The organism is Massilia sp. P2_C2, from assembly GCF_056404615.1.
In genome coordinates, this window is sequence record NZ_JBFUDR010000186.1 from 1 (window position 1) to 12313 (window position 12313).

Here is a 12313-nt window from a genome sequence, read left to right on the forward strand (position 1 = left end):
GTCGGTGACGAACGCGTCGCTGCTGCCCGCGCTGCTGCCCGGCGTTGTGCGCAGGCGCGGCTGGCCTCCGAGCGCGACCAGCTTGCGGCTGACAGCATTCGCGGCCATCGGCACCACTTCGACCGGCAGCGGGAATTTACCCAACGTCTCGACCAGCTTGGAGCCGTCGGCGATGCACACGAACTTGCCGGACACGGACGCGACGATCTTTTCGCGCGTCAGGGCCGCGCCGCCGCCCTTGATCATGGCGCCGGTGGCATTGATCTCGTCGGCGCCGTCGACGTAGACGGAGATCGCTTCGACGTCGTTCAGGTCGAACACCTCGATGCCGTGGCCGCGCAGGCGCGTCGCCGTCGCTTCCGAAGACGCCACGGCGCCCTTGATGCGCTGCTTGATCTTGCCGAGTTCGTCGATGAAGAAGTTGGCGGTGGAACCGGTGCCGACGCCGATGATTTCGCCGTCGACCACGTAATCGATGGCGGCGCGGGCCACTGCCTGCTTGAGTTCGTCCTGAGTCATGATGTGAGTCGCAGTAAAAAGAATCCGATATTTTAGCGGATGGACACACGGTTATCGCCTCATGCGACGGTTTTCATGCCAATTCAGCATATAATGTTGCAAGCAAAGAAACACCAGACCCGCTCGGCCACCCATTGCCCAACGACATGCTCCGGATTCTGCACGTACTCCTGTTCGCCACCGTCCTCGCGCAAGGCACTGCCTTGGCCGCCGACTTCACGCCCGCTCCCGTCGGCCCGTACCGCGTCGGCTTCCACGTCCGCCAGCAGTACGACCGGGCACGCGTCTACCAGCATCCGCGCAACCCCGTCACGGCACAGGCAATGCATGGCGACCGGTCGCGGCCGCTGCAGACGCTCGTCTGGTATCCGGCCATCGGCACGGGCGGCGCCATGACCTGGCGCGACTATGTGGGGACCGTGGCCACCGAGGAAGAATTCAGCCGCATGCCGGACCAGGTGCGCCGCGCCACCGACCTGCTCGCCGGAACGCGCGAACTGCAGAGCCCCGTGCGTGCGCTGCGCGATGCGCCCGAGCGGCCGGGCAGATTCCCCGTCGTGATCTACGCGCCGAGCCACAGCGCCTATGCGGTCGAGAACACCGACCTGTGCGAATACCTCGCGAGCCATGGCTACATCGTGCTCGCCACGCCGTCGCTGGGCCCGCGTTCGCATACGATGACGGCCGACCTCGAAAGCGCCGAGGCGCAGGCCGCCGACATCKGCTTCCTCGTCGGCTATGCGCACACGCTGGCGCAGGCCGACACGGGCCGCATCGCCGTCGTCGGCCACAGCTGGGGCAGCCTCGCGAGCGTGCTGGCCGCGGCCCGGGACGACCGCATCCGCGCCCTCGTCACCCTCGACGGCTCGCTGCGTGCGGCCTATGACTTCGTCAACGGCGGCCCGCGCGCCGCGCGCTACGTCACGCCGGAACGCCTGGGCATCCCGTTGCTGTACATGACGCGCCTGCAGGACGAGGGCCCCGTCGGCACCGCGTTGCTGGGGCGCATACGCTATGCCGACGTCTACCTTGCCACGCTGGATGCCGAGAGCCACATGGATTTCTCGTCCTGGTCGCTGCGCATGGCACCCGACGCCGCGTTCGGCACGCGCACGCGCACGCAGGCGGGCGAGGCCTACGGCGCGATGGCGCGCGTCGTGGAGCGCTTCCTCGACGCGCGCCTGAAGAACGACGCGCCCGCGCGCCGCGAACTGGACGACGCCCTGGCCGCGCGCCGCCCGCCGTCCGGCCTCATCGCCTTCGCCATGCACCATGCGCAGAGCGCGCCGCCCACGCTGGACACCCTACTCGACCAGCTGGGCCARCAGGGCTTCGAACACATCGGCGTCATCTACGACCGCCTGCACGCGCAGAATCCGGAGCTGGTCCTCGACCCGCTGCAAGCCCACGACTGGGGCACGAAGCTGCTGCGCGAGCGCCGCCCGGAGGACGCCATGCAGGTCTTCCGGCTGGGCGTGCGGCTGTACCCGGAGCGTTTCGACTTCCTCTACGATGGCCTGGGCCAGGCCTGCGAGGCGGTGGGCGAGCGCGACGCGGCCATCGCCAGCTACCGGCAGGCGCTGGCGCTGGAGCCGGGACAGACCCACGCGCGCGCGCGGCTGTCGGCGCTGGGGGCTGCGGCCGCGCAATGAACTAACGCTACAGTGACAATGCGTGAGCGTTGAACGCGGCGCGTCGTGCTACCGTAGCATCCCGTGCGGCAACTCAACAGCGCTCATCCATGGAGGGTTATATGAAGCGGGTTACTGGCATTGGCGGCATCTTCTTCCAAGCAAAAGACCCGGCGGCGCTCGGTGAGTGGTACTGGCGCCACCTGGGCATCGACGTGCAGCCATGGGGCGGCGCGGTCTTCGACTGGGCCGACGATGCCGGCGCTCCGATCGGCGGCACCACGGCCTGGTCCGTCGGTCCCGCGGACGACGCCCAGTTCGCGCCGGGCACGGCCCCGTTCATGATCAATTACCGCGTGCACGATCTCGCCGCCCTGCTGCAGGCGCTGCGCGACGAAGGCTGCAACGTGCTGGACAAGACGGACGACTCGGAATACGGCAAGTTCGGCTGGGTCGTCGACCCCGAGGGCAACAAGGTCGAACTGTGGGAGCCGCCGGCCGGGCAGTGATACGATCAACCGTGCGCCTGCCGCCTCGTCCGCCATGTAGCGTTAGCACCTGACCGGCCAGCCGGGCCAATGCAACGGAGGAACCACGGTGAACGCGCGCTACCGACCGATCACGCGCCTGGGCCTGGGCGTGAACACGCTCGCCCCCTGCGTGCGCGCGCTGCGCCAGTCCGACCCGGACATCTTCCTGCTGGCCGGCCGCTACACGCTGATGGAAACGACGCCGCTCGCCGAGTTCTTCCCGCTGTGCGCGCAACGCGGCGCGCACGTCGTGCTGGGCGGGCCGTTCAATTCCGGCTTCCTCGCCGGCGGCACGCACTACGATTACCGTCCCGGGACGCCCGAACAGCATGCGCAGCGCGAGCGCCTGCGCCAGGTGGCGGCGCGCCACCACATCGACCTGGCCGCGGCGGCGCTGCAATTCGGCCTCGCGCATCCGGTCGTCGCCGCGACGATCCCCGGCGCCAGCAGCCCGGAACACCTGCGGCGCAACGCGACGCTGATGGAGATCCGGATTCCGGCCGCGTTCTGGGTAGAATTGCGGGCCGCAGGGCTGGTGCCGCCGGAGGCACCGCTGCCGCAAGGGCAATCCGTCATCTGATCCGGCGACGGCAGCGGCCATCCGCCCCGCTTGCGCATCGCCGGCGGATTTGTCACTATGCCCAGATTCAACTCAATCCGCCAACATGCCACTCTCCAACTACCTCGATACCACACCCCAGCTCGCCGAGCGCGTCTACCTGCACCCATCGGCGCAGGTGATCGGCAGCGTACGCCTCGGCGCCGACTGCTCGGTCTGGTGCAACGCCGTCCTGCGCGGCGACGTCAACGACATCGTCATCGGCAACTGCACCAACATCCAGGATCTCACGATGGGCCACGTGTCGCACAAGACGCCGGCGAAACCCGACGGCTCGCCGCTCGTCATCGGCGATTACGTCACCATCGGCCACGCCGTGATCCTGCACGGCTGCAGGATCGGCAACGAATGCCTCATCGGCATGGGCACCATCGTGATGGACGACGTGGTCGTCGAGGATCGCGTCATGATCGGCGCAGGCAGCCTCGTCCCGCCGGGCAAGACGCTGGAAAGCGGCTTCCTGTACGTGGGCCGGCCCGTCAGCCAGGTCCGGCCGTTGACCGAGGCCGAGATCGCTTACCTGCGCTATTCGGCCGAGCACTATGTACGCGTCAAGAACAATTATCTGAACGGACAATAAGGACAGCCGGAGACCGCCGTGCCGAAACAGCAAACGCCATCGATCACCTGGCAGGACGACGCCAATCCAGCCGATTACGAGGCCGCGGGCCACTACCTCGCCCTCGTCGACATCCAGAAAAATATCGACAAGACGCTGGCGGACCTGAAGGCCGGCGCAATCGTCGAATACAAGGCGACGGACCTGCTGCGCGCCGCCCAGCTCATCGTGCCCAAGGCGGACGACCGCCCGACGCGCGAGCAGATCAAGAAGATCAGGCATGGGGAGCCGATGGCCCCGGTGCTCCTCGTGCGCGTGCCGGCGCTGCGGAAAGTCATCGTCGCGGACGGGTTTCACCGGATTTGCGCGGCGTACCGTATCGATCCCGACGTCGTGCTGCACTGTAAGCTGGCCGGCGCCTGAATCCTCAATCCCCCGGCAGCAGGCACCCGTACAGATGCGGCCCTTCCCGGTCCCCATACCGGATCTGGTGCACGACGGCGCTGCCGTCATGCCGGCGCGCGAGGCAAAAGCGCGCCTCGTAGAAGGGCGCCGTCCGTCCGCCGGCGCCCGGCCAGGCCTCGATGCGCAGGCTGTACACGCGCCCCGGCACCAGCGGGCCGGACGCCGTGCGCGGCAGCGACGCGACCCGGCCGCCGTAGGGCACGCACATGCCGTAGGTCAGCGGGAACGTGCGCTCCTTCGGCATCGTCATCCTCCATACCGGGTGTGCGCCTTCCGTCACGACGACGCCCTGGAAGTCCGGCGTGCCCAGGCGTTCCTCGCGCGGGGTGATGGTGAAGCACGGGCCGCCGCGCGGGCCTTCGCGCACCTCCGCCTCGCCGACGCGCGCATGCGCTACCGTGGCCGGCAGCCAGGCGCAGGCCAACAGGACATGGATGAAGATGCGGAAGCCAACGGACATGACCGTCTCGCGGAAAAGGACGCAAGACGAAAGCCTAAGCCGGTCTCCACATCAGATTTTGAGGATGCGCAAGCTCATGGCCACCCGGCGCGCACTGCCGCGTGGCAGGTTGTCGGGATCGCGCGGATCGGCCAGGAAGCGCGCCAGCACCTGTTCGTACAGGTCGAGCTGGTGCGCATGGCGGCGCTGGCGCATGACACGCGTGTTGCGCATGTATTTGAGCGCGAAATAATCCGCGAGCAGGTCGCCCTGCGCTTCCATGTTGTAGTCGGACAGCAGTGCGCCAGCGCGCAACTCGTACTGGTAAGACAGGCCGATACGGAAGGCGCCGCGCAGCCGCACGGGGTAGCCGAGCTGGTGCTGCCAAACGTGCACCAACTCGTGCATGAACCAGTGGATCGTATGCGGATCCCCCGCCGCGTAGTCGGGCAGGAAGCAGGATGGGTGGAAATATATGTTGCCGTTGGGGGTCATGGCGCAGTTTTTCGGCTGCACCAGCGGCAAGTAGCGGCGGCCGTGCACGCGCACGCGCGTGCAATCGATGGCGTCGCCGAACAGCAGCGACGCCATGCGCATCTCGCCCGGAGTCAGACCCCGGAGCAGGCGCCGCTGCATTGCTGGCTCAGGCTCAGGCGGCCTTCAGCGCGGCAGCGGCTTTCGCCAGGTCGGTGATCAGGTTCCAGTCGCCGGCCTTCATCGCGTCGGCCGGGGTCAGCCACGAGCCGCCCACGCAGGCGACGTTCTTCAGCGCGAGGAATTGCGGCGCCGTCTCGATCGAGATGCCGCCCGTCGGGCAGAACGTGACGTCCGGCAGCGGGCCGCCGATGCCCTTCAGCATGCCGACGCCGCCCGCCGGCACGGCCGGGAACAGCTTCAGCTGCTTGAAGCCGGCTTCGCGCGCCACCATCACTTCGGACGGCGTCATGCAGCCCGGCAGCAGCGGCAGGCCACTCTTCTTCGCGGCCTCGATCAGGGCCGGGGTCAGGCCCGGCGACACGCCGAACACGGCACCGGCATCGCGTGATGCGGCGAATTCTTCCGGCTGGGTCAGGGTGCCGACGCCGACGATCGCGCCTTCCACTTCGGACATCGCGCGGATCGCGTCCAGGCCGTGCTTGGTACGCAGCGTGACTTCGAGCACGCGGATGCCGCCGGCGACGAGCGCCTTGGCGAGGGGGACGGCATGGTCAGGGTCGTCGATCGCGATCACGGGGATCACGACGGCCGATTTCATGATGTCCAACAGGGTCATATCGTTACTCATCGTTGTGCTCACTTTGATTTACGGAACAAAAAATCTTCGTCGGAACCCGGCATGATCTCGCCGCTGTCGGTACCTTCGTGAAGGGGAACGGTCGTGTCGATCGGCGACGGCAGCGGGAAGTGGGCGGCGCCCTCTTCGGCCGCGGTGACGGATTTGCGGAACATGTCGAACAGTTCGCGGCCCATGCCGATGTGGTTGGAGCTGAGGTCGGCCGTCGCCATCTTGCGCGCGGCCCACACGTCGGCCGGCACCAGCGCTTCCAGCGTGCCCTGGGTGGCGTCCACGCGGATGATGTCGCCATCGCGCACGAGGCCCAGCGGACCGCCGGCCAGGATTTCCGGCGACACGTGGATCGCGGCCGGCACCTTGCCCGACGCGCCCGACATGCGGCCATCCGTCACCAGCGCGACGTGGAAGCCGGAGTCCTGCAGGTTGGCCAGTGCCGGCGTCAGCGCGTGCAGTTCCGGCATGCCGTTGGCGCGCGGGCCCTGGAAGCGCAGCACGGCGACGAAGTCGCGGTTCAGCTTGCCGGCCTTGTAGGCGTGCATGAAATCGTCCTGCGAGTCGAACGTCAGTGCCGGGGCTTCGACGATGTGGTGTTCCTTCTTGACGGCCGAGATCTTCATCACGGCGCGGCCCAGGTTGCCCTGCACGAGGATCAGGCCGCCGTTGTCGCTGAACGGGTTCGACGCTTTACGCAGCACGGACTCGTCGCCGCTCTGTTCCGGCAGGTCGCGCCAGACGACCTTGTCGCCGTCCAGGAACGGTTCCTTGCAGTGGTTGCGCAGGCCGCGGCCGAGGATGGTGTTGACGTCGTCGTGCGCGAGGCCGGCGTCCAGCAGTTCGCGGATGACGAAGGTCGGGCCGCCCGCGGCCTGGAAATAGTTCACGTCGGCGTCGCCGTTCGGGTACACGCGCGTCAGCAGCGGTACGACCTTCGACAGCTCGTCGAAATCGTTCCAGTCGATCACGATGCCGGCCGCGCGCGCGATCGCGACGAGGTGCAGCGTGTGGTTCGTGGAACCGCCCGTCGCGTGCAGCGCGGCGATGGCGTTGACGATGCTCTTTTCATCGACGATGTGGCCGATCGGCATGTACTCGCCGCCCTGCTGCGAGATCTTGACGGCGTGCTGGGCCGCGGCGCGGGTCAGCGCCTCGCGCAGCGGCGTGTCCGGATGGACGAAGGCGGCGCCCGGCAGATGCAGGCCCATCATCTCCATCAGCATCTGGTTGCTGTTAGCGGTACCGTAGAAGGTACACGTACCGGCGCCGTGGTAGGCCTTGGCCTCGCCTTCCATCAATTCCTCACGGGTAGCCTCGCCCTTCGCATAGCGCTGGCGGATGGCGGCTTTTTCCTTGTTCGAGATACCGGTCGCCATCGGGCCGCCCGGCACGAAGATGCCCGGGATGTGGCCGAAGTGCAGCGCGCCGATCAGGAGGCCCGGCACGATCTTGTCGCAGATGCCCAGGTACAGGCTGGCGTCGAACATGTTGTGCGACAGCGCGATGGCGGTCGACATGGCGATGGCGTCGCGCGAGAACAGCGACAGCTCCATGCCCGGCTGACCCTGCGTGACGCCGTCGCACATGGCGGGCACGCCGCCGGCGAACTGGGCCACGGCGCCGACTTCGCGCACGGCATCCTTGATGACCGTCGGGTAGTGCTCGAACGGCTGGTGCGCCGACAGCATGTCGTTGTACGAAGAGACGATCGCGACGGACGGCTGCTTGTACTCGCGCAGCTTGAGCTTGTCGTTGGCCGGGAACGCGGCGAAACCGTGCGCCAGGTTCGTGCAGGCCAGCACGCTGCGCTGCACGCCCTTCACGCGCGCGGCATCGAGATGCGCCAGGTAGGCCTGGCGCGAGGGCCGGCTACGCTTGATGATCCGGTTGGTGACCTGTTCTACTACGGGGTGCAGCGCCATGATCTGTTCCTTGTGAATTAAATTTCTGAAATTTTACTACGAAATGCGCGTTGCCGCGCATTTCTCGGTTAATTTGGGGAATGAAAAGCGGCCAATGTGCATGTGTTACGCGTGGGCACAGGGGTGCCCACCCTACGTTTTGCTGGCCAACGCATTCCGGTAGGGTGGGCACCCCGTGCCCACGCGTTCAACCAGCCCACGCACCGTCGCAACAAGCGAATCGCCATGCAACACAATCTATTTATGTAGTGAATTTACGCCCGCTTCCTGTATGATTCGCTAACCTGCACAAAATGACATCATACCGTCCATACCATGCGCCAACCACCCCTGACCAGCACCGCCAGTTTCCAGGCCCTCGAGGCCCATGCCCAAGATGCCCAGCAATGGCAGATGCGCGACCTGTTCGCGCAAGACCCGCGGCGCTTCGAGCGCCTGTCGGTCGAAGCGGCCGGGCTGTTCCTAGACTATTCAAAAAACCGCCTGGACGGGCGCACGCTTGCACTACTGGCTGAGCTGGCGCGCGAGCGCGGCGTCGAGCGCCTGCGCGACGCCATGTTTGCCGGCGAAAAGATCAACCTGACGGAAAACCGCGCCGTGCTGCACACCGCGCTGCGCGCGCCGAAGGACAAGCAGATCACGGTCGACGGCCAGGACGTGACGGGCGACGTACACTCGGTCCTCGCACGCATCAGGACGTTCAGCGACGCCGTGCGCAGCGGCCAGTGGCGCGGCCACACCGGCAAGGAAATCACCGACATCGTCAACGTCGGCATCGGCGGCTCCGACCTGGGTCCGAAGATGGTCTGCCTGGCCCTGCGCCAGTTCGCGCATCCGCGCCTGACCATGCACTTCGTCTCGAACGTCGACGGCCACGACATGGACGCCGCGCTGTCGCGCGTGAACCCGGAAACGACGCTGTTCATCATCGCGTCGAAGACGTTCACGACGGCCGAGACCATGATGAACGCGAACACGGCGCGCAGCTGGTTCCTCAAGCATGCATCCGAACAGGCGCTGGCCAGGCACTTCGTCGCCGTGTCGACGAACGTGGAAGCCATCAAGAAATTCGGCATCGACCCGGACAACATGTTCCCGTTCTGGGACTGGGTCGGCGGCCGCTATTCCGTCTGGTCGGCGATCGGCCTGCCGGTCGCGCTGTGCGTCGGCTATGGCTATTTCGCCGACTTCCTCGCGGGCGCGCACGCGCTGGACGAGCACTTCCGCACCGCGCCCATCGAGCAGAACCTGCCGGTGATCCTGGCCCTCGTCGGCTTCTGGAATCGCGAATTCCTCGGCTGCCCATCGGTGTCGATCGCCCCGTACCACCAGGACCTGAACCGCTTCCCGGCCTACCTGCAGCAGCTCGACATGGAAAGCAACGGCAAGCGCGTCACGCGCGCCGGCGACACCATCACCGACTACGCGACCTGCCCCGTGATCTGGGGCGACGTCGGCACGAACGGCCAGCACGCCTATTTCCAGCTGCTGCACCAGGGTACCGACGTCACGCCGATCGACTTCATCGCCGCGCTGCGTCCGGCGCATGAATTCCACAACCATCACGCTGCCCTGCTCGCGAACTGCTTCGCGCAGTCGGAAGCCTTCATGAAGGGCAAGACCGCGGACGAGGTGCGCCAGGACCTGGCCGGCCAGGACGCGGCCGAGATCGAGCGCCTGGTGCCGCACAAGACGTTCCCGGGCAATCGTCCGAGCAACACGATCCTGATGGAATACCTGACCCCGGCGACGCTGGGCGCCCTGATCGCGCTGTACGAGCACAAGACGTTCGTGCAGGGCGCGCTGTGGGACGTGAACAGCTTCGACCAGTGGGGCGTGGAACTGGGCAAGGTGCTGGCCAGGAAGATCGAGGCGGAGCTGAACGGCGCAGCGCAACCGGCGCAACACGACGGCTCGACCAACGGCCTGATCGCCCGCGCCAGGGCCGCCGTCTGAGGAGCACCCATGAAGACTGAAAAATTCCACGTCGTGCATGACGAGGCGATGCAGGTCGGCGAATCGGCCGTCTGGCATGCCGTTGAATCCGCGCTGTACTGGGTCGACATCGACGGCAAGTCCGTGCATCGCCTGCACCCGTCGAGCGGCAAGTACTCGCGCTGGAACACGGCCACGGAGCCGTCGGCCATCGCCGTCGACATCGACAACAACCTCGTGCTGGCCACGCGCGCCGGCTTCGTCTACCTGAACACGACGACGGGCGAGCTCAGCGACATCGTGCCGGCACCATACGACACCGCCATCGTCCGCTTCAACGACGGCCGCACGGATCCGGCGGGCCGCTTCTGGGTCGGCACGATGTACGAGCCGCGCGACCAGCCCAGGGCCGAGATGTATGTGCTGGACAAGGGCCAGTTGCGCCAGGCCTGGGCCGGTGGCATGACGAACTCGAACGGCCTGTCGTTCAGCCCGGACGGCAAGACCATGTACCACTCCGACACGACCACCCACCGCGTCGACGCCTACGACTACGACGTCAGGACGGGCACGGCATCGAACCGGCGCAACCTCGTCACGTTCTCCGACGACAAGAAGGCCCCGGACTACGGCGGCCGTCCGGACGGCGCGGCGGTGGACAGCGAAGGCAATTACTGGTCCGCGATGTACGAAGGCGGCCGCCTCGTCAAGCTGTCGCCGACGGGCGAGCTGCTGCAGGAAATCGAACTGCCGGTGCGCTGCCCGACGTCCGTCGCGTTCGGCGGACCGGACCTGCGCACCCTGTACGTCACCAGCGCCAGCAAGGGCCGTTCGAATGACGAGCTGGCGCAGTATCCGCACAGCGGCAAGGTGCTGGCGTTTACCGTGGACGTGTCCGGTATCGAGCAGGCCGAATACCGCGGTTGATGTTCGCGTGGGCACGGGGTGCCCACCCTACGGCCTCAGGTAAGCAAACTGCTCAGAAGGATAATACAAGGGTGGGCTCCCCGAGCCCACCGAACCGTCGCATACCACCACCGTTTTTCCTCGCGCCCGCACCCGCATGGATGTGGCACCATTACATCCAACTACACCCAACTACGTAGTAAATTTTCTTGCGCTATCAGTAATCGTGTAGTAAATTTACAGCATTTCATACCCTCGACAGACACCATGGCTCTTTCCGATTTCGACCTCGTTTTCTTCGGCGGCAGCGGCGACCTCGCGATGCGCAAGCTGTTGCCGGCGATGTATGCCCGTGACGTGTGCAACGACCTGCCCCCGACGGCGCGCATCATCTGCGTCGGCCGCGATGCCATGTCGCAGGAAGCGTTCATCGAGATGGTGGAGACCAACGCGAAGCCGCACGTGAAGGAAACCGTCGACGGCGCCGCATGGCAGGCTTTCCTCGACCGCATCACGTACGTCGGCGTCGACGCCGGCAACGTGTCCACCTATGCCGCGCTGGCCGAAGCGCTGCGCCGCGACCCCTCGCTCACGCGCGTCTACTACCTGGCCACGCCGCCGCAACTGTTCGCCACGATCTGCGAGAACCTGGCCGCCTGCGGCCTGGCCACGCCGAATTCGCGCGTCGTGCTGGAAAAGCCGCTGGGCCGCGACCTGGCATCGGCCAAACAGATCAACGCCGACGTCGGCAAGGTCTTCGCCGAATCGCAGATCTACCGGATCGACCACTACCTCGGCAAGGAAACCGTGCAGAATCTGCTGGCCCTGCGCTTCGGCAACATCCTGTTCGAACCGCTGTGGCGCCGCGAGTGGATCTCGGACGTGCAGATCACCATCGCGGAAAAGATCGGCGTGGGCAACCGCCTGGGCTATTACGACAATTCGGGCGCGCTGCGCGACATGCTGCAGAACCACCTGCTGCAACTGCTGTGTATCGTCGCGATGGAACCGCCGACGTCGATCGCGCCGGACGCCGTGCGCGACGCCAAGCTGCAGGTGCTGCGCTCGCTGAAGCGCTTCACCCCGACGACGCTGTCGCAGAACATCGTGCGCGGCCAGTACCGCGCCGGCTATGTCGACGGCCAGCCGGTGCCGGGCTACCGCGACGAACCGGGCGCGCCGAAGCAGTCGAAGACGGAAACCTTCGTGGCGATGAAGGCCGAAATCGACACGTGGCGCTGGGCCGGCGTGCCGTTCTACCTGCGCACCGGCAAGCGCATGGCCGCCCGCCACGCGGAGAACGTCGTGCGCTACCAGCCGAACCCCCATTCGCTCATCAACCAGCCGACGTCGAGCTTCCAGCACAACACCCTCGTAATCCGCCTGCAGCCGGACGAAGGCCTGTCGATGAACCGGATGGCCACGACGCCGGGCGATTCCATGCGCCTGAAGCAGGCCGAACTCGAACTCGATTTCCGCGAACAGTTCAAGTCCCCGCGC

Annotated in this window: 13 protein-coding genes; 8 read left to right on the forward strand and 5 right to left on the reverse strand. The window is 66.5% G+C overall.

Annotation, left to right across the window (positions count from 1 at the left end; genetic code table 11):
• On the reverse strand, window positions 1–519 hold a 519-nt coding region (gene rpiA, locus AC1DYX_RS19955), incomplete at its 3' end, for a ribose-5-phosphate isomerase RpiA (protein ID WP_477261991.1).
• A gap of 146 nt (window positions 520–665) precedes the next feature.
• On the opposite strand from rpiA, the gene AC1DYX_RS19960 reads away from it, so the two are divergent.
• From AC1DYX_RS19960 to AC1DYX_RS19980, 5 genes are all read left to right on the forward strand, one after another.
• Window positions 666–2171, forward strand: coding sequence for a dienelactone hydrolase family protein (locus tag AC1DYX_RS19960; protein WP_477261993.1), 1506 nt, complete (start codon window positions 666–668; stop codon window positions 2169–2171).
• A gap of 101 nt (window positions 2172–2272) precedes the next feature.
• On the forward strand, window positions 2273–2659 hold the full coding sequence (locus tag AC1DYX_RS19965; protein ID WP_477261995.1) for a VOC family protein: 387 nt from the start codon (window positions 2273–2275) through the stop codon (window positions 2657–2659).
• Window positions 2660–2747: 88 nt separating this feature from the next.
• Window positions 2748–3260: an aldo/keto reductase gene (locus AC1DYX_RS19970; protein WP_477261997.1), complete on the forward strand. Its 513-nt coding sequence runs from the start codon at window positions 2748–2750 to the stop codon at window positions 3258–3260.
• Between the two features lie 85 nt (window positions 3261–3345).
• Window positions 3346–3879: a gamma carbonic anhydrase family protein gene (locus AC1DYX_RS19975; RefSeq protein WP_477261999.1), complete on the forward strand. Its 534-nt coding sequence runs from the start codon at window positions 3346–3348 to the stop codon at window positions 3877–3879.
• 18 nt (window positions 3880–3897) lie between these two features.
• Window positions 3898–4281, forward strand: coding sequence for a hypothetical protein (locus AC1DYX_RS19980; protein ID WP_477262001.1), 384 nt, complete (start codon window positions 3898–3900; stop codon window positions 4279–4281).
• A gap of 4 nt (window positions 4282–4285) precedes the next feature.
• Here the strand turns inward: AC1DYX_RS19980 and AC1DYX_RS19985 are convergent, their stop codons facing one another.
• Genes AC1DYX_RS19985 through edd form a run of 4 tightly spaced genes read right to left on the reverse strand, consistent with a single transcriptional unit; the run spans window position 4286 to window position 7972 of the window.
• Window positions 4286–4783, reverse strand: coding sequence for a hypothetical protein (locus tag AC1DYX_RS19985; RefSeq protein ID WP_477262003.1), 498 nt, complete (start codon window positions 4781–4783; stop codon window positions 4286–4288).
• A gap of 51 nt (window positions 4784–4834) precedes the next feature.
• Window positions 4835–5398, reverse strand: coding sequence for a Rhs element Vgr protein (locus AC1DYX_RS19990; RefSeq protein WP_477262005.1), 564 nt, complete (start codon window positions 5396–5398; stop codon window positions 4835–4837).
• Between the two features lie 13 nt (window positions 5399–5411).
• Complete coding sequence (gene eda / locus AC1DYX_RS19995) at window positions 5412–6035, reverse strand: bifunctional 4-hydroxy-2-oxoglutarate aldolase/2-dehydro-3-deoxy-phosphogluconate aldolase (protein ID WP_477262007.1); 624 nt, start codon at window positions 6033–6035, stop codon at window positions 5412–5414.
• A 20-nt stretch (window positions 6036–6055) separates the two neighbouring features.
• The gene (gene edd, locus AC1DYX_RS20000; RefSeq protein ID WP_477262009.1) at window positions 6056–7972 is read right to left on the reverse strand and encodes a phosphogluconate dehydratase; all 1917 of its coding nucleotides are present in this window, start codon (window positions 7970–7972) and stop codon (window positions 6056–6058) included.
• 315 nt (window positions 7973–8287) lie between these two features.
• Here edd and pgi point away from each other — a divergent pair, with 315 nt between their 5' ends.
• The 3 genes from pgi to zwf all read left to right on the forward strand — a co-directional run.
• Window positions 8288–9928 (forward strand): glucose-6-phosphate isomerase, encoded by a 1641-nt coding sequence (gene pgi, locus AC1DYX_RS20005; protein ID WP_477262011.1) that lies wholly within the window; start codon window positions 8288–8290, stop codon window positions 9926–9928.
• A 9-nt stretch (window positions 9929–9937) separates the two neighbouring features.
• Window positions 9938–10834: an SMP-30/gluconolactonase/LRE family protein gene (locus AC1DYX_RS20010; protein ID WP_477262013.1), complete on the forward strand. Its 897-nt coding sequence runs from the start codon at window positions 9938–9940 to the stop codon at window positions 10832–10834.
• A 246-nt stretch (window positions 10835–11080) separates the two neighbouring features.
• Window positions 11081–12313, forward strand: a 1233-nt coding sequence (gene zwf, locus AC1DYX_RS20015; RefSeq protein ID WP_477262015.1) for a glucose-6-phosphate dehydrogenase, incomplete at its 3' end; no start/stop codon positions are given.

Bases quoted from the DNA above. Each gene is read 5' to 3' on its own strand.
- edd (WP_477262009.1), bottom strand. From the start codon at position 7,972: ATGGCGCTGCACCCCGTAGTAGAACAGGTCACCAACCGGATCATCAAG.
- AC1DYX_RS19975 (WP_477261999.1), top strand. From the start codon at position 3,346: ATGCCACTCTCCAACTACCTCGATACCACACCCCAGCTCGCCGAGCGC.
- AC1DYX_RS19990 (WP_477262005.1), bottom strand. From the start codon at position 5,398: ATGCAGCGGCGCCTGCTCCGGGGTCTGACTCCGGGCGAGATGCGCATG.
- AC1DYX_RS19985 (WP_477262003.1), bottom strand. From the start codon at position 4,783: ATGTCCGTTGGCTTCCGCATCTTCATCCATGTCCTGTTGGCCTGCGCC.
- eda (WP_477262007.1), bottom strand. From the start codon at position 6,035: ATGACCCTGTTGGACATCATGAAATCGGCCGTCGTGATCCCCGTGATC.
- AC1DYX_RS19965 (WP_477261995.1), top strand. From the start codon at position 2,273: ATGAAGCGGGTTACTGGCATTGGCGGCATCTTCTTCCAAGCAAAAGAC.
- AC1DYX_RS20010 (WP_477262013.1), top strand. From the start codon at position 9,938: ATGAAGACTGAAAAATTCCACGTCGTGCATGACGAGGCGATGCAGGTC.
- pgi (WP_477262011.1), top strand. From the start codon at position 8,288: ATGCGCCAACCACCCCTGACCAGCACCGCCAGTTTCCAGGCCCTCGAG.